Annotated in this window: 17 protein-coding genes and 1 tRNA gene; 6 read left to right on the top strand and 12 right to left on the bottom strand. The window is 30.4% G+C overall.

Going from position 1 to position 19,234, the window contains the following annotated elements; translation table 11 throughout:
- Positions 1-96: 96 nt before the first annotated feature.
- Positions 97-2,097 (bottom strand): glutamine--tRNA ligase/YqeY domain fusion protein, encoded by a 2,001-nt coding sequence (locus Q4512_RS02865; RefSeq protein WP_303421405.1) that lies wholly within the window; start codon positions 2,095-2,097, stop codon positions 97-99.
- A 127-nt stretch (positions 2,098-2,224) separates the two neighbouring features.
- On the opposite strand from Q4512_RS02865, the gene Q4512_RS02860 reads away from it, so the two are divergent.
- The 3 genes from Q4512_RS02860 to Q4512_RS02850 all read left to right on the top strand — a co-directional run bounded on the left by Q4512_RS02860 (position 2,225) and on the right by Q4512_RS02850 (position 3,039).
- The gene (locus Q4512_RS02860; RefSeq protein WP_303421403.1) at positions 2,225-2,434 is read left to right on the top strand and encodes a zinc ribbon domain-containing protein; all 210 of its coding nucleotides are present in this window, start codon (positions 2,225-2,227) and stop codon (positions 2,432-2,434) included.
- A gap of 66 nt (positions 2,435-2,500) precedes the next feature.
- Complete coding sequence (folB, locus tag Q4512_RS02855) at positions 2,501-2,872, top strand: dihydroneopterin aldolase (protein ID WP_303421401.1); 372 nt, start codon at positions 2,501-2,503, stop codon at positions 2,870-2,872.
- Between the two features lie 96 nt (positions 2,873-2,968).
- Positions 2,969-3,039, top strand: a tRNA-Cys gene (locus Q4512_RS02850).
- A 1,177-nt stretch (positions 3,040-4,216) separates the two neighbouring features.
- Here Q4512_RS02850 and Q4512_RS02845 read toward each other — a convergent pair.
- The 4 genes from Q4512_RS02845 to rnr form a co-directional block, all read right to left on the bottom strand.
- Positions 4,217-4,894 carry a LysE family translocator gene (locus Q4512_RS02845; RefSeq protein ID WP_303421399.1) on the bottom strand — a complete coding sequence of 226 codons (678 nt, stop codon included), beginning with the start codon at positions 4,892-4,894 and terminating at the stop codon, positions 4,217-4,219.
- Between the two features lie 39 nt (positions 4,895-4,933).
- The gene (locus Q4512_RS02840; RefSeq protein WP_303421397.1) at positions 4,934-5,611 is read right to left on the bottom strand and encodes a head GIN domain-containing protein; all 678 of its coding nucleotides are present in this window, start codon (positions 5,609-5,611) and stop codon (positions 4,934-4,936) included.
- 62 nt (positions 5,612-5,673) lie between these two features.
- Positions 5,674-5,973: a heavy metal-binding domain-containing protein gene (locus Q4512_RS02835; protein WP_303421395.1), complete on the bottom strand. Its 300-nt coding sequence runs from the start codon at positions 5,971-5,973 to the stop codon at positions 5,674-5,676.
- Positions 5,974-6,186: 213 nt separating this feature from the next.
- The gene (gene rnr, locus Q4512_RS02830; RefSeq protein ID WP_303421393.1) at positions 6,187-8,382 is read right to left on the bottom strand and encodes a ribonuclease R; all 2,196 of its coding nucleotides are present in this window, start codon (positions 8,380-8,382) and stop codon (positions 6,187-6,189) included.
- An 813-nt stretch (positions 8,383-9,195) separates the two neighbouring features.
- On the opposite strand from rnr, the gene rpiB reads away from it, so the two are divergent.
- The 3 genes from rpiB to Q4512_RS02815 are packed head-to-tail and all read left to right on the top strand — an operon-like array spanning position 9,196 to position 10,992.
- Positions 9,196-9,630, top strand: a complete 435-nt coding sequence (rpiB, locus tag Q4512_RS02825; protein WP_303421391.1) for a ribose 5-phosphate isomerase B — start codon at positions 9,196-9,198, stop codon at positions 9,628-9,630.
- A 1-nt stretch (position 9,631) separates the two neighbouring features.
- Positions 9,632-10,549: a cation diffusion facilitator family transporter gene (locus Q4512_RS02820; RefSeq protein WP_303421389.1), complete on the top strand. Its 918-nt coding sequence runs from the start codon at positions 9,632-9,634 to the stop codon at positions 10,547-10,549.
- Positions 10,549-10,992, top strand: coding sequence for a GNAT family N-acetyltransferase (locus Q4512_RS02815; RefSeq protein ID WP_303421387.1), 444 nt, complete (start codon positions 10,549-10,551; stop codon positions 10,990-10,992). Before Q4512_RS02820 ends, Q4512_RS02815 begins: the two co-directional genes overlap by 1 nt.
- On the opposite strand, the gene Q4512_RS02810 is transcribed toward Q4512_RS02815, so the two are convergent.
- The 7 genes from Q4512_RS02810 to Q4512_RS02780 form a co-directional block, all read right to left on the bottom strand.
- A complete protein-coding gene (locus Q4512_RS02810) occupies positions 10,989-11,864 on the bottom strand; it encodes an OmpA family protein (RefSeq protein ID WP_303421386.1) in 876 nt (291 codons plus the stop codon). The two genes, Q4512_RS02815 and Q4512_RS02810, sit on opposite strands and share 4 nt — an antisense overlap.
- Before the next feature lie 49 nt (positions 11,865-11,913).
- Complete coding sequence (locus tag Q4512_RS02805) at positions 11,914-13,548, bottom strand: S41 family peptidase (protein WP_303421383.1); 1,635 nt, start codon at positions 13,546-13,548, stop codon at positions 11,914-11,916.
- A 5-nt stretch (positions 13,549-13,553) separates the two neighbouring features.
- Entirely contained in the window at positions 13,554-14,366 is an 813-nt protein-coding gene (locus tag Q4512_RS02800) for a DUF4349 domain-containing protein (RefSeq protein WP_303421381.1), read from the bottom strand.
- A gap of 5 nt (positions 14,367-14,371) precedes the next feature.
- Positions 14,372-14,755: a ribonuclease P protein component gene (locus Q4512_RS02795; protein ID WP_303421379.1), complete on the bottom strand. Its 384-nt coding sequence runs from the start codon at positions 14,753-14,755 to the stop codon at positions 14,372-14,374.
- Between the two features lie 90 nt (positions 14,756-14,845).
- Positions 14,846-16,654 carry a M1 family metallopeptidase gene (locus Q4512_RS02790; protein WP_303421377.1) on the bottom strand — a complete coding sequence of 603 codons (1,809 nt, stop codon included), beginning with the start codon at positions 16,652-16,654 and terminating at the stop codon, positions 14,846-14,848.
- Positions 16,655-16,718: 64 nt separating this feature from the next.
- Positions 16,719-18,329, bottom strand: coding sequence for a S8 family peptidase (locus Q4512_RS02785; protein ID WP_303421375.1), 1,611 nt, complete (start codon positions 18,327-18,329; stop codon positions 16,719-16,721).
- Between the two features lie 17 nt (positions 18,330-18,346).
- Positions 18,347-19,204, bottom strand: coding sequence for an MBL fold metallo-hydrolase (locus Q4512_RS02780; protein WP_303421373.1), 858 nt, complete (start codon positions 19,202-19,204; stop codon positions 18,347-18,349).
- Between the last annotated feature and the right edge of the window lie 30 nt (positions 19,205-19,234).

The raw sequence follows: 19,234 nt of genomic DNA, 5'->3' as shown, positions 1-19,234 counted from the left end.
TATACCTCATTTAATGGTTGATTAATAGCGTTTAATAAATAAAATAATAGATTACTAAGGTAGTAATTTATTTCTCCTATTTATTAAAAAAAAAAATTAAAGTTTAGAAGCTTCTGCAACTAACAACTCATTTTTGTCCTCTAGTGCTTTCGTTATAAAATCGTTTATAACATCATTTTTTTCTAAACCTTTTTCTAATAAAACACTTAAAGTTAACATGACTCCTATTCTAGTTCCAGCTTTTTTTACTGCTGTTGCAAAAAGAGGTTCTAATTCTTCATAAGAAACATCTTTGGCTAATTCTAGTATTTCTGCTCTTACTTTTAGTTGTTTTTCTTCAGGAAGATTGGTGTATTTCTTACCAAATTGTTGAATTACGCTAATTGCTTTTCTTTGGTTTTGTTGTTGTGGTTTTTGTTGGTTATTATTTTCTTTAGGCTTTACTTTTGCCCAAGAATCTCTTAAACCTACAGTTTTATTAAATACTAGTTTATTTGAAGTAGTATCATTATCTACATTAAAATAACCCAAACGTTGAAATTGAAACTGCTCCCCAACTTTAGCTTCAGTTAAACTTGGTTCAACAAATGCGGTTGTGACTTTTAAAGAATTAGGGTTAATAAACTCCATAAAATCTTTACCTTCTTGGTTATCTGGAGCTTCATTAATAAACAATCGATCATATTCTCTAACTTCTGCTTGCACCGCATGTTTTACAGAAACCCAATGTAGTGTTCCTTTAACTTTTTTAGTAGTATCCTTAGAATAGGTACAATGTACTTCCGTGATGTTTCCATTAGCATCTTTAGCTACACTTTCAGCTTTAATGATATAGGCATTTTTAAGTCGTACCTCACCTCCCAGTTTTAATCTAAAAAACTTAGTACTAGCTTCTTCTTTAAAGTCATTTTTTTCAATATAAATTTCTTTTGAAAAAGGCACTTTTCGGCTACCAGCTGTAGCATCTTCGGGGTTGTTTTCTGCTTCAAACCATTCTTCTTTATCTTCAGGATAATTAGTTATTACCACTTTTAATGGATCTAAAACAGCCATTACTCTGGGTGCTACTTTATTTAAATCTTCACGAATACAAAATTCTAAAAGCGAAACATCAATAACATTTTCACGTTTTGCTACTCCTACTTTTTCTATAAAATTTCTTATAGAATTTGGCGTATAACCTCTTCTTCGTAAACCAGAAATAGTTGGCATTCTAGGATCGTCCCAACCAGAAACAATTCCTTCTTCCACCAATTTAAGAAGCTTTCGCTTACTCATAATGGTATAACTTAAATTTAAACGCGCAAATTCTCTTTGTTTTGGTAACAATGGATATTTGCTAGCGCTTAATGGATATACTTGTTCTTTAAACCAATCGTATAATTTACGATGCGGTTTAAACTCTAATGAACATAGGGAATGTGAAATTTGCTCGATATAATCACTCTCACCATGCGTCCAATCGTACATTGGGTAAATACACCAATCGTTTCCTGTTCTATGGTGATGTGCATGCATAACGCGATACATGATAGGATCTCGCATAAGCATGTTTGGATCTTCCATGTCTATTTTTGCACGTAAAATATGCTCACCTGCTTTAAATTCTCCGTTTTTCATACGAAGAAATAAGTCTAAATTTTCATCTACACTTCTATCTCTAAACGGGCTATTTGTACCAACTTGTGTAGGTGTTCCTTTTTGTTCTGCCATGGCTTCGCTAGATTGCGAGTCTACATAAGCTTTACCTTCTTTTATTAGTTGTATAGCCCAATCATATAACTGTTTAAAATAATCTGATGAATATACTTCATTTGCCCATTGATACCCTAACCAAGCAATATCACGCTTAATAGCGTCTACATATTCTTGTTCTTCTTTTGCTGGATTGGTATCATCAAAACGAAGGTTTACAGGTGCATTGTATTTTTCACCTAAACCAAAACTAATACCAATTGCTTTGGTATGACCAATATGTAAATAGCCATTTGGTTCTGGTGGAAAACGAAAACGTAGATGCTCTTTTGGCATTCCGTTTTGTAAATCTTCTTCTACAATATGCTCAATAAAATGGAGCGCTTTAGCTTCTTCAGACATAATTATTTTGCTTTATAAACTGAAATACAAAACTAGTCAAATTTATAGTAACTATGTATTTACAAATAAGTATAAATTTTGTAACTTTTTTGAGGAATTTAGACTTATCAGTAAATCAACAAAAATTATGGAACACATTAACTATCATTGTCCAAAATGTAATAACAATTCTTATACTACTGGGCAAATGCGAGCAACAGGAGGAACTTGGTCAAAAATATTTGATGTACAATCGCAAAAATACACTTCGGTAACCTGTAATAACTGTACTTATACTGAGTTTTACAAAGCAAAAACAAGTGCTATAAGTAATATATTTGATTTATTTACAAACTAATAATTCTATTTTAAAATACATTACATATTTTATCTTTAGTGTAATGTATTATACTACTTTTGCGCTATGGGAATAATTAAAGTAGAAAATATTCGTGTTTTTGCACATCATGGTTGCTTAACCGAAGAGACAAAAATTGGTAGCGATTATCGTGTAGATATTAAGGTAAAAGCCGATTTACAAAAAAGTGCAAACACAGACGATTTAAAAGATACTGTGGATTATGTGTTTTTAAATAAAGTGATTCGTGAAGAAATGGCAAAACCTTCTCATTTATTAGAAACCGTTGCAAAACGTATTTTAACTCGTGTTTTTAATGAAGATAAATTAGTTACTATTGCTACAGTTGCAGTGAGTAAAATTAACCCTCCAATTGGTGGAGATGTAGAAATGGTAACGATTGAAATTACCGAAAAAAGAAAAAGTACATCTAAATAGCGTAAAAAGGGAATTATTTTTATATTTGCCTTCTCGTTATAAATAATGGGTTTTCTACATTAAAAGTATAAAATCACCTTTTTTATGAGAACAAAAGGTGTCGTGGCCGAGTGGCTAGGCAGTGGTCTGCAACACCATCTACAGCGGTTCGAATCCGCTCGACACCTCAAGAAACCTTCAACAAAAGTTGAAGGTTTTTTTTATTTTAAATTTTAAGAAAATTTATAGTAAGATTAATACAGCGGTTCGAATCCGATAGACACCAAAGAAAATTTCAATATGAATGGAGTTTTTTAATTTAAGAAATTTAAAAAAAATAGAGTAAGGTTTGTACAGTAGTTCGAAAGAAAGAAACGACACCTCAAGAAACCTTCAACAAAAGTTGAGGGTTTTTTTTATTTTAAATTTTAAGAAAATTTATAGTAAGATTGATACAGCGGTTCGAATCCGATAGACACCAAAGAAAATTTCAACATGAATGGAGTTTTTTAATTTAAGAAATTTAGAGTAAGGTTTGTACAGTAGTTCGAAAGAAAGAAACGACACCTCAAGAAACCTTCAACAAAAGTTGAGGTTTTTTTTATTTTAAATTTTAAGAAAATTTATAGTAAGATTGATACAGCGGTTCGAATCCGATAGACACCAAAGAAAATTTCGATATGAATGGAGTTTTTTAATTTAAGAAATTTAGAGTAAGGTTTGTACAGTAGTTCGAAAGAAAGAAACGACACCTCAAAAAACCTTCAACAAAAGTGGAGGGGTTTTTTATTTTAAATTTTAAGAAAATTTATAGTAAGATTAATACAGCGGTTCGAATCCGATAGACACCAAAGAAAATTTCAACATGAATGGAGTTTTTTAATTTACAACTAAACAAATATTAAAACTTAATGAAATTCTTATTTTCAATCTTGTTTTTTACACTTTATTATCGTGTGGCTGTAAGCATCGAGTAATAGAGTCTTCAAAAATTGTTAGACTAAATAATGAAGAAATTACAATATTGACTGAAACATTGTTTATTGTATAAAAGTCAAAGGTAGCTTTGACTTTTTATAAAAATTTTCGTTTAAATAAGAATGGGTTGATTTTATCCAATAGTGTAAAAATTGGAAAGTGGAAAAGAAACAGATGGATTTATCTGGATACTGTAGATTTAAGCTTTCTAATTAATTCTATTAGTAAATATAAAATGAAGGTTTATTCACAATATATGGATTCTAAAAAAGGGGTATTAATAGAGGAAAAAATCTATTTAAAAGGAAATATTATTGTGGATCCCAAATTAGAAAAAGGACTAGATTTTTGATATTTATAAATAACAACTACTCATTAAGAGTACTATTAAATAGGGCTGATCTGCTCTAACTTATCTTTAATAAGTTCTTTTTCTTTAGGAAAAAAACCTTGTACTAAAAGTAAAATGCCAAAACCTAAAATTACAAGAGCTACTATTTTTTTTGTCTTAAAAATACGTCTTGGTGTTAATTTATTTTTAAGTGTTTTTGCAGCAACAATCTTTAATAAATCTACTAAAAAATAAACCAATAAAATAGTTCCTAAAAATATTTGCAGTTGTTTTGTATTTTCTGTTAAAGAGTTACCAATTACAATAAAACCAAGCCAACCAAGTAGCACACCAATGTTTATAAAGTTAAGTAAGAAACCTTTAATAAATAGTTTACCATAATCTTTTTTAAATTCTACTCTATGATATTCTCTAACAATTTCACGAAAAGATTTTGAGGTTTTAATAAATGAAATTAAACCATAAGCTGTTAATAAAACACCTCCAAAAATAAGAAAGCTAGGATCGTCTTTTACTTTCTCTAGAAGTTTATTGGTACTATAAAAAGCAACAATAATGAAGAAAATGTCTGCTAAAATTACTCCAGAATCAAATATTAAAGCACTTTTTATTCCTTTGGTAGCACTAGTTTCGAGTAGTACAAAAAAAACAGGTCCTATGGTAAAAGATAGGATGATTCCGAAAGGAATTGCTGTTAAAATTGCATCGAGCATAAGAGATTATTTCTTACAAATTTAAGAAAAAGGATAGGATTATTCTTTAATAATAATTTTTCCTCCTAAAATAGTATTTTCATCTACTATTTCTGGATTTCCATAAATATAAACACTTCCTCCTGCTCTAACTTTAGCTTCTACTTTTTTAGTAGTATGAATATGTGCAACTCCAGCAGCTTTAATAGTTACAGTAGCATTTTCTGAAATTAAATCTTTTGCTTTATAAGATCCTCCTGTGTTAATATCTATGTTCTGATTAGTAGTAGTACCAGAGATATTGATATTTGCTCCAGAAACCGATTTAATATCTAAGTAATTAAGATCTTTAACTTGTAAGGTAACGGTTCCTCCTTCTTGTGCTTTAACGTTTAAATCAAACTGTTCTATAACATCGTTAGAGCCTATAAAAGTACCTTCGTTCGCATCAATAACATCTAAAGAAGTATAATAGACCTGAACTGTTGTTTCGTCTCCATTAAATGCTTTTTGTAATGTCATTCTAATTTTAAGAATATCTTTTTTGTGAACAATTACAAGATCTTCGGTGTTTTTACCAGAAACAACAACTTTATTTTCGTCTGCTTTTATAAGTTCTACCTCTATACGATCGTAGACTTTAATTTCACTAAACTCTCCAATTGTTGTTTTTTGAGATTCTTGTGCAAAGGTTGTAATTGTGGTTATTAAAAAAAGAAAGTATAGAAGCTTTTTCATGATAAATAAATAATAAATTATTAAGTAAATTTAATAAAAATAAATATTTAGTTCCTTGACTTTTAGGCAACTTTAACAGCTGTTCCTGTAATAGATACCATTAGAATTCCGGAAGTTGCAATAGTTTCTACATCTATAGTAATACCTACAACAGCATTAGCATTTAATGCGGTGGCATTTTTTTTAAGATCTTGAAAGGCTATTTCTTTTACAGATTCAATATTACTTTCTAAAGCATCAAAGTATTTTTTCATACTAAAAGACATTCCGGTTTGTTTTCTATTTACTGCTACACCAGTAATAATACCTAAATAGTCATGAATTTTATGTCCTTCGATTGTGTTTGTTGTGGTTAGAATCATTTTTTATGTTTTCTAATTAGTAGTACTTTTTCTCTATTTGTTACCATTTGCGTTAGCGATTGAGGCTTTGTTGAAGCTCTTTTTTACAGCTTCTTAAAAAAGCTGTAAAAAAAGCGACTGCTGAAAGCGTGGTACTACGTAGTTTTTACGAAGTAGTAAACGCTATAAAAAATTTGAAAAATTAATTACTTAAATATACTAATTATACTTGTGTTATTCTGGTTTTCCTATAAGTGTAAAATCTAGATGTTTTTTAACTAAATCTGCATTTTTAACTTTTACAATTACCTCATCACCAAGTTGGTACATGGTTTTTGTATCGCGACCAATTAAGGCAAATTGTTCTTGGTCGAACTCATAATAATCGCCTTTAATATCGCGAGTTCTTACCATTCCTTCGCATTTATTAGAGATAATTTCTATATAAATTCCCCAATCTGTAGCACCTGAAATAACACCTAAAAATTCTTCGTCTTGATGGTCTTGCATAAAACGAATTTGCATGTATTTAATAGAATCTCTTTCGGCTTTTGTAGCTAGATATTCCATATCACTAGAATGTTTACAACGCTCTTGATATACATCTGCACTGGCAGATTTTTCACCATCTAAATAGCGTTGTAATAGGCGATGTGCCATGACATCTGGATAACGACGAATTGGTGAAGTAAAGTGACTATAATAGTCGAAAGCGAGTCCGTAATGACCAATATTTTTGGTAGTATATTCTGCTTTAGACATGGTTCTTATAGCTAAAGTATCTACTAAATTTTGTTCTTTTTTACCTTGAACATCACTTAATAATTTATTTAAAGAAGATGCTATTCCTTCTTTATTATTAAAGTTTAATTTATGTCCAAACTTAGCAACTACGCCTTGTAAAGCCATAAGTTTTTCTTCGTTTGGTTCGTCATGCACACGATAAACAAATGTTTTTTCTGGTTTTTGCTTACCTACAAATTCGGAAACCTTTCGGTTTGCTAATAACATAAATTCTTCAATTAGTTTATTAGCATCTTTACTAGTTTTAAAGAAAACGCCAACGGGATTAGCGGCTGCATCTAAATCGAATTTTACTTCTACTTTATCGAAAGAAATTGCTCCAGAACGCATGCGTTTTCCACGCATAATTTTTGCGAGTTCATCCATTTTTAAAACAGCATCTGCTATGGCTTGGTCTGTTTTATATGCTGTACCAGTAAGGGAAACTTCTTGTGGAATGGTATTGTTTTTATTTTCAATAATCGCTTGTGCTTCTTCATAAGCAAAACGAGCATCTGAGTAGGTTACTGTTCTACCAAACCATTCGTTTTTTATTTCTGCTTTAGCATTTAATTCAAATACAGCAGAGAAGGTATATTTTTCTTCATGAGGACGAAGCGAACAAGCGCCATTACTTAATATTTCTGGTAGCATTGGTACTACTCTATCTACTAAATATACAGAGGTTGCACGTTCGTAAGCCTCATCGTCTAAAACGGTTCCTTCTTTTAAATAATGTGAAACATCTGCTATATGAATTCCTATTTCATAATTACCATTTTCTAAAACGGTAAAAGAAAGTGCATCATCAAAATCTTTAGCATCTTTTGGATCTATAGTAAAGGTTAAATCTTTACGCATATCACGACGTTTTGCTATTTCATCTGGTTGGATGTTTAAATCTATGTTATTAGCATAGTCTTCTACTTCTTTTGGGAACTCATAAGGCAAGCCATAATCTGCTAAAATAGCGTGAATTTCGGTATTGTGTTCCCCAGCTTTTCCTAGAACTTTTAATACTTTTCCGTTTGGAGAATCTGCTTTTTCTGGCCAATCTTCCATAGAGACTAGTACTTTATCTCCATCTTCAGCTTTCATGGTTTTATTGATTGGCACAAAAATATCTGTTTTCATTTTGTTACCATCTACTACTACAAAGGCAAAATTCTTTTTAGCATGAATTTGAATAATACCAACGTATTCGGTTTTTGCACGTTTGATAATGTTGGTAATTTCTCCTTCTAATTTACCGCGTTTTCTACGTTTGTACACATAAAGTTCTACTTCATCACCATTTAATGCTTTGTTTACATTATTAGAAGCTATGTAGATATCGTCTTCAAAATCGTCACAAATTACGTATCCGTTACCACGTTGTGCAGCATCAAAAATTCCAGTATGATATTCGGTATTATTAATTATTTGAAACTTGCCACGATCGATTTCTTTAATTTCTTCTTTCGCTTTAAGTTGTTGTAATTTTTTAATGATTTGGTTTCTACTACTAGCATCGTTAACACCAAGCTTAGCAGCTATTTGTTTATAATTGAATGTTTGGTTTCTGTCTTTTTTTAAAATACTAAGAATAGTATTTGTAAGGTTGGAAATCTTATTATGTGAAGGTTTCCTGTGTTTCTTTTTACTCATTTAATTTTTGTAATCTTTTGAATTTCTAAGTTATGTGAAATTCTGTTATTATATAGCGTTTTACGTGGAGAAATTTCGCTATTTGTTTTTACAAAGTTACGTTTTTAATATTAAATGGATGTTAAGGAGGTATTAATTGATAAAAAAGAGACAAGTGTTCTTTTTAAATAAAGGAAGAAATATATCCTTCTCTTAAAACTATTTTAAATTTTAAAATTATTGTAGTTATCCACATATATATATATAATCATCTTTTTCTTTTAAAAATTTAAAAAAATAATGTTTGTTATTATAGCTTGTTAATAACGGTATAACTTTATTAGTTTTTTGTTTGATGGTTTTAATAAAACACTCTATTAACAAGTTATTAGTTATTTAAAAGCTTTATTTTTAAAGGATTTAGTTTTACTATTAACAGTTGTTAATAAGTGTTATTGACATACAATTTTTAATAAGTATTTCATTTTTTTGTGTTGGTATCTGTTCTTTTTAGTCTGAAAACTTATCCAAAAAAACATCCTAACTTTTTTGGTGGTTTATTTTAAGTTTTGGTTTGAAAAATTAACTGGATAATCCTAATTAAAGTTTTAAAAAACAATACGAAGATATTAACAAGTTATTCTAATTAACAAGTGCAGTTGTTAACAGGTAATTATTGACACTATTATTTATATATAATTTTTAAAACTAAAAAATATGAATAAGTAAAACTCTATATATGCTGTATACTTATTATCTATTATTAACTTTGAGGTTATAAACAATAAATATTTATTTTCTTTAAAACGTAAATTATTTTAAAATTTAAAAAAAATGAAAATCTCAATAGGGAACGATCACGCAGGAACAGATTACAAATTTGCTATACTGAAGCATTTAGAAGCAAAAGGATATATTGTTAATAACTATGGAACAGATAATAATACAAGTGTAGATTATCCAGATTTTGTACATCCTGTTGCAGATGATGTAGCAAATGAAAAAGTAGATTTTGGTATCTTAATTTGTGGAAGCGCAAATGGTGTTGCTATAACTGCTAATAAACATCAAAAAGTTAGAGCTGGTATTTGTTGGACCAAAGAAATAACTCAACTTACTAGACAACATAATAATGCTAATATTATTTGTATACCTGCACGTTATACAGCCGTACAACAAGCTATTGCAATGGTAGATACTTTTTTAGAAACTAAATTTGAAGGTGGACGTCATCAAAATAGAGTAGATAAAATACCAATTAGTTGCTAAAATGAGTCATTCTCACGTACATAACCTCTCTCCTAATCAAAAAGATTTAAAAGGGCAGAAACTGTTAATTACTATATTTTTAAATATAATAATTACTGCAGCTCAGGTTATTGGAGGATTACTTTCGGGAAGTTTATCTTTATTAAGTGATGCATTACACAATTTTAGCGATGTTATTTCATTAATAGTAAGTTATATAGCTTCTAAATTATCGAAACAAAAAGCATCTATTAACAGAACTTTTGGCTATAAACGTGCTGAAATTCTTGCTGCTTTTATTAATGCTTCCACCTTAGTTATTGTGGCTATTCTATTAATAATTGAAGCGGTAAAACGTTTTCAAAATCCGCAAGAAGTAGCATCAGGATTAGTAATTTGGTTATCTGTTATTGCTATTATTGGTAATGGATTTAGTGTTTTATTACTTAAAAACGACTCTAAAAATAATATAAATATGCGCTCTGCTTATTTACATTTACTTACAGATATGTTGGCAAGCGTAGCAGTATTACTAGGAGGCTTTTTAATGAAATATTACCAAGTGTTTTGGGTAGATAGTGTACTTACACTTTTAATTGCATTGTATTTAATTTGGGTTGGTTACGATCTATTAAAAACATCGACCAAAATGCTCATGCTTTTTACTCCAGAGAATATTAATATTAAAGAAGTAGTACGCGTTGTTAATAAACTACCAAAAGTAAAAAAATTGCACCATGTTCATATCTGGAATTTAAGTGACAATGAACTACATTTAGAAGCGCATTTAGATTTAAATGAAGATATTACAACAACAGCATTTAATACTTTACTTTTAGATATTGAAAATGTATTACATGAACAATTTAATATTAACCATGTAACCATTCAGCCAGAGTTTAATAAAAAAGATCCTAAAGAAGTAATAGTTCAAGACTAATGTTAGAAATTAAAACCAAAACCTTTCAAGAATTAACCACTCAAGAGTTGTATAATATCTTACAATTACGATCTGAAGTTTTTGTGGTAGAACAAGATTGTGTGTATCAAGACCTTGACGGAAAAGATGAAAAAGCGTTACATGTTATAGGTTTTAAAGCAGATAAAATAGTTGCATATACGCGCATTTTTAGACCAGGATTATATTTTGAAGCATCAAGTATTGGTAGAGTAGTAGTTGCACAAAATCAAAGAAAACATAAATATGGTTTTACTATTATGGAAGCTTCTATAGATGCTATAAAACAACATTATAACGAAACTATTATAAAAATTTCTGCACAATGTTATTTAAAGAAGTTTTACAATAGTTTAGGATTTAAAGAAATAGGAGCCGAATATTTAGAAGATGGTATACCACATATTGCTATGTTAAAAAACTAACGTTTTTCAGATACATGTGTAATTAAAATTTCTACACGTCTATCGAATTTAGGTTCTCCACCAAGCGGAAATTTTCTTCGCATACCAATATAACGCATACGTCTTTTACTTACACCTTTTTTAATTAAGTAATCGTAAATAAATTTCGCTCTAGCTAGTGATAAATTTCGCTGATTTGTTTTTCTATTCACAGCATCTCTAGAGTTTTGTGTACAACATACATGCCCTTCAATAGAAAAATAAATATTATCCTGTTCTATTAATATATTAGCAATATCTTCAAGAGTACCCTTAGAGTCTTTAGCAAGTGTAGCATACCCGGTTTTAAAATAAATATTTTCTAAACGTATTTTATCACCTTCCACCACATTACCGTTTGCAATATCTTGTGTTGTTTTTTGATTTTTTGGTTTCGGAACTGTGTCTTTAGGTTTCTCTACTATAACCTTTTCTTTAGGTTTCGGAGTTTCTTTAGTAACTATAATTTCGACTTTTCGGTTTAAACCTCTTATTTTATCAACTTGATCTTCTTTTATAATTTTTAATAAAACTTCTCCTTTTCCATCTACATTACTAATTAAAGATTCGTCTATTTCGTTATTAGAAAATACAGTTTTAATTGCATTTGCTCTGTTTTGTGATAAGGCTAAATTGTAATGCTCGCTTCCTCTGTCATCACAAAATCCATAGATAGAAATCTTTTCTATATCAATTCCGTCTAGGCCAGAAATAAATAATAATAATCTATTCTCTTCGGTAGATAAAACATGATAATCATCGGTTTCAAAATAGACTTCATGCGTTAATTTTTCTTGTGCTAAAACACAAAAAGTATTTATAAAAAAGAATAAATAAATAACTGTTTTTTTCATAATTTATTTCCCATAGAAATGGCATATATAAAATTCAATGTACCAGATTTTATTTTAAATAACTCTGGTATTTAGAAGGATTTGCTAAAATTTCGGTAGCTTTTTTAATTTCTAGATTATGAGTTTTATAATATTCATACAAACCTTCTCTATATGCATGGCGTTTTACAATTTCGTCTGTTAATAATCCAAGTATTTGCTCTTTGTTTTCATCTATAGCTTTACTTTTCGATGTATTTAAATTAGCTAATAATGTGTTGTAATCTTTTAAAATATCATCGTCTAATTCTTCTTTTTCTGCTTGAATTAAAACATTAGATAATGATTTTTCTGTTTTGGTTTCAAAGCTAAAATTATTAGAGCTTAAAAAGTTTTTAAAGTCTGAAAAATCGGCATTAGTTAATTTAAAAGTATTAATATCTGGTATATTATTTTTGTAATAATAATCAGTAGCAAAATCAAATATCAAGAAATCGTTATTAATAGCTTTAGTAATAGGAGAGTTTTTAGTAATGGCTAAATCTTCGTCTGGATATACACCTCCACCATCAAAAACATTTCTACCGTTTTTAGTTTTAAAGGCATTATAGTTTTCTTGTTTTACGCGTACTGCATTTCCATCGGTATCTCTATTCCAGTAATCTAACGCTTGTATGCAACGACCAGAAGGTGTATAATATCTAGAAATGGTAACCTTTAATTGTGTTCCATATGTTAAACTCTTAGGTCTCTGTACTAAACCCTTACCAAAACTTCTAGACCCAACAATTACAGCTCTATCTAAGTCTTGTAAAGAACCAGAAACAATTTCACTTGCAGATGCACTAGAACCGTTTATTAAAACCACTAACGGAATTTCGGTATCTAAAGGATCGTTTTTAGTATAATAGGTTTTATTGTATTTTTTCACTTTAGATTTTGTGGTAACCACTAATTGTCCTTTAGGCACAAAAAGATTTACAATACTAATAGCCTCGCGTAGTAATCCACCAGGATTATTTCTTAAATCTAAAATAATACGTTCGGCTCCTTGGGTTTTTAAATCTTTTAAAGCAAAAGCGGTTTGACTCGTAGTTTTTGTATTAAACTTACTTAGTACAATATAGCCTGTTTTAGCATCTATCATTGAAAAATGAGGTACTGCATTAATTTCTATTTCCGAACGCATTATAGACGCTGTATTCTCTTTTCCTTGACGTACATAAGTAACATCTACCGAAGAATTAGCAGCTCCCTTTAATAAGTTTCCTGCTTCTTCTTTATAATCTGCAATAGATACATTGTTTATTTTAATTATTTCGTCGCCAGCTTTTAATCCTGCTTTATCTGCAGGATAATCTTTATAAGGTTCAATAATAATTAACTTGTCTTTTAAGGTTCGTACGTTGGCACCAATTCCTGTATAATCTCCTGTACGTTTTATTCGTTCTGCTTCTACATCTTGTTCGTTATAAAAACGAGTATAAGGATCTAAATTTGTAAGCATATTTTTAATAGCAGAATCCATTAAATCTCCAGGATTTGTTTCATCTACATAATTCATATTGAGTTCTTTAAATAAGGTAGTAAAGATTTCAATTTGTTTAGCGATTTCAAAAAAATCATTTTTAAAAGCAGATCCTGTAAAAAGTATAGTTGCTGCAAATACGGGAATTAGTATTCTTTTAATAAGTCTAGTTTTCATCTGCATTATTTTTTGTTTTTCTTATTAAGCCATCTTCTAAAGAAAAATATAGCAATTCCTAAGATAAGGATAAAAGGCCAAATATGTAATACGCCTAGAAAAAATAAAGATATACCATTAAAACCAGATTTAATAGCATTACCCATTTTTGTTCCATAAGAAATGGTTACACCACTCTCGGCAGTTTGTTTGTAAAACTCAATATTTAAAGTACTTAACGATACTTTACTTTGTAAGTATTTTAGTCGTCCTTGTTTGGCTTCTATTGCTTCTCTTATAGTGGAAAGTTCGCGTTCTATCTCTAAAATTTCTTTTACATTTTTTGCTTTAGAAAGCAGTTCTAAGTATCTATTTTCTAGTGTTTTTTTAGCTTTTAAACGCGCTTCAATATCTATAAATTCTTCGGTTACATCTTTGGAAGAAATACGTTTCGAATCAAAAAAAGCAACATGATTACTTATAGAATCTATTGTTTTTTGAAAACCTTTAGAAGGCATTCTAATTACTAAATTTCTAGTTACTGTATTGTAGGATTTACTAGAATTATCGTCTTGTACAAAGCCATTATTTTGTTTAACGAAGCCAATAATTTTTTGATACGTTTTATCTAAATTTTGGGTTTGAAAGCGTAAATAAGATTCTTTAATTAATTTTTGTTCCATATTTTCTGGAACGGTTTTCAATATTTGTGTGGGAGCTTCCATGTCTTCTAATACAATTTCGGAAGTCTCTACATAATCATAATTAGATTCTTTACTACTAGAATTAGAGCAAGCTAATGGAAGAACAAGAAGTAGAAGCGCAGAAAAAATTTTCATGATTCTTATTTATTTGTTTCAATGTTTTTGTTTAAAAATTTACTAAATATTTTTTTAGTAGCAGATTCCATTTCATGGTACGTAGGTTTTTCTTTACCAACATACAAAATCATAAACGCAAATGATGAATTTATGTTGTTATAAACCATGTGTTTATGGAGTCTGTATGTTTCACGCATCATGCGTTTTATACTAATTCTATCTACCGCTTTTTTAAAATTCCTTTTAGGAACTGAAACGCCAGTTTTTAGTTTTACTGCTTCAGTAAACGTACTTTCTAAATACACAAGACGCAAAGGGTATGCCGAAACAGACTTTCCTTCAGAAAAAAGTTTGGTGATAAGCTTTTCGCTTTTCAGTTTTTCGGATTTGTTATAGGTAAATTTCAAGTGGTTTATTTTAATGTTTCAAAGGTAATGAAATAAAAAAACCACTAGTTAACTTATCTAGTGGTTTTAAAAAAAGAATATACTTTATTTTTACTTCTTATTATTTTCTTTATTAATGTCAGCCATCATTTCTTTAGGATCTATTTGTACACTACGAATAGCTTTAGAGCCATCAAAAGTATAGGTTGGATATGCCCAAGCCCAATCTGCTTTAATGGTAGCAGTGGTTGGTTTCTCGCCACGCATCATTTGTAACGGAATATAAATATCTTCTGTTGTACCATCTACATATGTTAGTGTGACATCTAAAGGCATTGGCATAAGGCCAATTCTTTCTAAGGTTACTTTGTTTCCTTCTATAGTATTTACCGCATAATCTATCGTATTTGTAGTTTGTGTAAAGTCTATTAAATACCAATCTAACTCTAAACCAGAAATTTTTTCGGCAGAACGAATAATATCTATTGGTCTTGGGTGTTTAAAAGCAAAATCAGTATAGTATTTTTTAATGGTTTTCTTCAAATTAGCTTCACCAATAATATATCCTAATTGTGCCATAAAAACCTCACCTTTGCTATAGGCAGAAGCACTATAAGCTCTATTGTAATTATAACGATCTGCATGTGTACTTAATGGTTGTTCTTTACCAGACATTGCTAAACCTAAATAACTTCTATAGGCTCCGGAAGCAGGGTTTTCTCTTTTACTATTCATTATAGAATTCATAGCGTGATCGCTAATATAGCTTGTAAAACCTTCATCCATCCACTCGTGTTTCGCTTCGTTTGTAGCTAGTAGAAACTGAAACCATGTATGTGCTAATTCATGTGCAGTTACACCAACAAGACTACCATAACTACGTTTTCCTGTAATAAGTGTAGACATTGCATATTCCATTCCACCATCTCCTCCTTGTATAACAGAATATTGCTCGTAAGGGTATTTTCCTATGTTTTCTGAAAAATACTGCATTAATTCTACTGTTTTTGGTTGAAAGTCTTTCCAAAACTGAAGGTTTTCAGCAGGTAAATCTTTTTTGTAGTAGAAGTTTAACATTGGTCCATTAGGTACTTGCATAGTATCGTGAATATAATCTGGATCTGCAGCCCAAGTAAAATCATGCACATTTGGTGCTTTAAAACGAAGTGTTTTTTTGTTTCCGTTTATTTCTGGGCTTCCTTGTAAATAACCAGTTCCACCAACTATGTAGTTTTTATCAATAGTTAAGTTTACATTAAAATCTCCCCAAACGCCATGAAACTCTCTTCCAATGTATGGATCTGCATGCCAACCTTCAAAATCATATTCTGCTAATTTAGGATACCATTGTGTCATAGAAAGTGCTACACCTTCTTTATTATTTCTACCAGAACGACGAATTTGTACAGGAACTTGTGCATTAAAAACCATATCGAAGGTCACTTTTTCTCCCGGTTGAATAGGTTTCGCTAAATTTACTTCTAAAACAGTACCAACTGTTTCGTAATTTAATGTGGTTCCGTTTTGTTTTAATGAAGACACTTTAATGTAACCAATTTCATCTGGAGCTAATTTACTAATTCTATCTCCTACGCGACTATCTGGATCTGGAATGGTACGAGAACGTACATCCATTTCACTTCCTGGTTGAAAAGCATTAAAGTATAAATGATAATATACTCTAGTTAATACATCTGGAGAGTTATTGGTATATACTAAGTTTTGTTTTCCTTGGTATTGATAGTTGTTAACATCCATATCAATATCCATTTTATAATTTACATGTTGTTGCCAATATGTAGATTTAGAAATCGAAGTATTTATTGGTGAGGTTGGTGTTTCTGGAGTGGAAGAAACAGAGTTCGTAGAACCACAAGAAACCAATGTGATACCTAAAGCAAAAAGAAAAAACTTTTTCATTTGTATATGTTATTGAATAAAAAAAGGCATCAATAATTTTGATGCCTTTTTTTGATTGTTATTATTATTTAGATAATTGCGATGCCATAATTAAAGCGTTATAAGCATTTACCATTTTTCCAGATTTTGATAATGTACTAAAGTCTCTTACATCTCCAGAATTACCACCAACAACAACTTTTTGATGAATTGGTAGTCCAGAATCCATAATGATTTGTTTTACTTGTGCAGCAGTTAATTTTGGGTATTGTGACCAAATTAAAGCAGCAACACCAGCAACAGCAGGAGCAGCCATAGAGGTTCCACTAATTGCTTTATATTCATTATTTGGGAATGTAGAATAAATTTGAGCTCCAGGAGCAAAAACATCTACGTTTTTAGTTCCGTAGTTAGAAAAACCAGCAACCATTGAAGAACCATATTTACTAGTTAATGCACCAACACGAATGTAAGTATCACTAATTTCAACATAATTTACGTTATCATCAGGAAAATTAGCTTCTGTATCTACATCTTTACTATCGTTACCAGCTGCATGTACAAAAACCACATTATTATCACTAGCATATTTTATAGCATCTCTAACCCAATCACTATGAGGAGAAAAGCTTTTACCAAAACTACCATTAATAACTTTTGCACCATTATCTACAGCATAACGAATAGCTTTCGCTACATCTTTATCATACTCATCACCATTTGGTACTGCACGAATACTCATAATCTCAACATTATTAGTAACTCCATTTGCTCCTTTACCATTGTCACGAACAGCAGCAATAATACCTGTTACGTGAGTTCCATGAATTTCATCGTCTGCAATAGGTAATACATTTGCATTTCCATAACCAGGTTTGTCATTCCAATCATCTGGATTGTCACCTGTTGTTCTTCCTTTAAAATCTAAGTTATAGTTTGTGTTTAATCTTCCTGTTAAACCTTCTAAAGCACCTTTTAATTCTTTTTTTGCTACTTGAACGCTCGGTAAACCAAAACCGTTCATTTGTGTTGCAACTTGTTTGTGTTGTAGTAGTGTTTCGTCTGTAGTTTCTAATTTTAATACTTGCTCATTAGTATAGTCTGCTGTTTTAAAATGCGCAGTGAAGTCTTTGTCTGCTTCTACTAAGGATGCATAAATTTGCTCATAACGCGTTTTTGTTGGCCCCATTTGAGCGATATTTTCTTCTAAATCTGCTTTAGCTTCCGCAAAACGAGGAGCACTTGTATCGCCATTAGCAACAATTCTTGTCATTTCTAATTGCTCATCATAAGCATCTCCTAGAAAATTCCAGCCATGGATATCATCTATATAACCGTTTTTATCATCATCAATTCCGTTTCCAGCAATTTCTTTTTTATTGGTCCAGATTACACCGTTTAAATCTTCATGATTAATATCAATTCCAGAATCTATAACAGCAACTATAACTGTTTTTCCTTCTTTTCCTTTTATTATTTCAGCGTAAGCTTTATCTACACTCATACCAGGAATTGTATCTTTTACAAGATCTAAATGTCCCCAGGTGTGTTTTTCATTTTCGTTTAATTCTGCTTCTTTTAAAGCAACAGTATCAATGTTTTCGAGAGGTGTAGATAAAATTTCTGCTCCACCACCACAGCTAGTTAAAATAAGCGCTAAGCTTCCAACTAGCACAAAAGGTTTAATAATTTTCATAATTGAGTTTTAGTTTTTTAAAAAATATCATTACAAGTAAAAAGGTTGTCTAGTCGAACTCCTTTTTCTGTATGTTTTACTGTAATAATTTCGTTGTTTGCATCGTGTTCCAAAAATAAGTAATAATTATTATTTGCAGCTAGATTGAGGAAGTTTTCTTTTTCGTCTAGGGTTAACAAAGGTCTTGTGTCATAACCCATTACAAATGGAATTGGTAAATGACCAACCGTTGGAAGTAAATCTGCCATAAAACAAATGGTTTTTCCTTTATAGTTAATCATGGGAATCATTTGTTTTTCGGTATGTCCATTTGCGAAAAAAATGTCGAATCCTAAAGCAGAATTTTTTAAAATTGTTTTCTGTGGAAGTGAAGTGAATTTTAATTGACCACTTTCTTCCATAGGAAGAATATTTTCTTTTAAAAACGAAGCTTTTTCTCGTTTATTAGGCTGTGTTGCCCACTGCCAATGATTTTGATTACTCCAAAAATGAGCATTTTTAAATGCTGGCTCATAGCCTGTTTTGTCTTTGTTCCATTGTACGCTACCTCCACAATGATCAAAGTGTAAATGCGTCATAAAAACATCAGTAATATCATCGCGATGAAAACCATGTGATTTTAACGACTTGTCTATAGAGTCATTTCCCCAAAGGTGGTAGTAACCGTAAAATTTATCACTTTGTTTGTTTCCCATTCCTGTATCGATTAAAATTAGTCGATTACCGTCTTCAATTAATAAGCACCTTGCAGCGATATCAATCATGTTATTTGCATCTGCAGGATTGGTTCTGGTCCATAAAGATTTTGGTACTACGCCAAACATGGCGCCTCCATCTAACTTAAAATTCCCTGCGTTTATAGGATATAATTTCATAGATGTGCAAATTACTAAATAGGAAGCGTA

Origin of the sequence: Oceanihabitans sp. 2_MG-2023, assembly GCF_030547245.1 — a bacterium.
Taxonomy (GTDB): domain Bacteria; phylum Bacteroidota; class Bacteroidia; order Flavobacteriales; family Flavobacteriaceae; genus Oceanihabitans.
This window is presented reverse-complemented; position numbering and strand designations above follow the sequence as displayed.

Bases quoted from the DNA above. Each gene is read 5' to 3' on its own strand.
- Q4512_RS02860 (WP_303421403.1), top strand. From the start codon at position 2,225: ATGGAACACATTAACTATCATTGTCCAAAATGTAATAACAATTCTTAT.
- Q4512_RS02800 (WP_303421381.1), bottom strand. From the start codon at position 14,366: ATGAAAATTTTTTCTGCGCTTCTACTTCTTGTTCTTCCATTAGCTTGC.
- rpiB (WP_303421391.1), top strand. From the start codon at position 9,196: ATGAAAATCTCAATAGGGAACGATCACGCAGGAACAGATTACAAATTT.
- Q4512_RS02805 (WP_303421383.1), bottom strand. From the start codon at position 13,548: ATGAAAACTAGACTTATTAAAAGAATACTAATTCCCGTATTTGCAGCA.
- Q4512_RS02820 (WP_303421389.1), top strand. From the start codon at position 9,632: ATGAGTCATTCTCACGTACATAACCTCTCTCCTAATCAAAAAGATTTA.
- Q4512_RS02810 (WP_303421386.1), bottom strand. From the start codon at position 11,864: ATGAAAAAAACAGTTATTTATTTATTCTTTTTTATAAATACTTTTTGT.
- Q4512_RS02840 (WP_303421397.1), bottom strand. From the start codon at position 5,611: ATGAAAAAGCTTCTATACTTTCTTTTTTTAATAACCACAATTACAACC.
- Q4512_RS02790 (WP_303421377.1), bottom strand. From the start codon at position 16,654: ATGAAAAAGTTTTTTCTTTTTGCTTTAGGTATCACATTGGTTTCTTGT.
- folB (WP_303421401.1), top strand. From the start codon at position 2,501: ATGGGAATAATTAAAGTAGAAAATATTCGTGTTTTTGCACATCATGGT.
- Q4512_RS02835 (WP_303421395.1), bottom strand. From the start codon at position 5,973: ATGATTCTAACCACAACAAACACAATCGAAGGACATAAAATTCATGAC.
- rnr (WP_303421393.1), bottom strand. From the start codon at position 8,382: ATGAGTAAAAAGAAACACAGGAAACCTTCACATAATAAGATTTCCAAC.
- Q4512_RS02815 (WP_303421387.1), top strand. From the start codon at position 10,549: ATGTTAGAAATTAAAACCAAAACCTTTCAAGAATTAACCACTCAAGAG.
- Q4512_RS02780 (WP_303421373.1), bottom strand. From the start codon at position 19,204: ATGAAATTATATCCTATAAACGCAGGGAATTTTAAGTTAGATGGAGGC.
- Q4512_RS02865 (WP_303421405.1), bottom strand. From the start codon at position 2,097: ATGTCTGAAGAAGCTAAAGCGCTCCATTTTATTGAGCATATTGTAGAA.
- Q4512_RS02785 (WP_303421375.1), bottom strand. From the start codon at position 18,329: ATGAAAATTATTAAACCTTTTGTGCTAGTTGGAAGCTTAGCGCTTATT.
- Q4512_RS02845 (WP_303421399.1), bottom strand. From the start codon at position 4,894: ATGCTCGATGCAATTTTAACAGCAATTCCTTTCGGAATCATCCTATCT.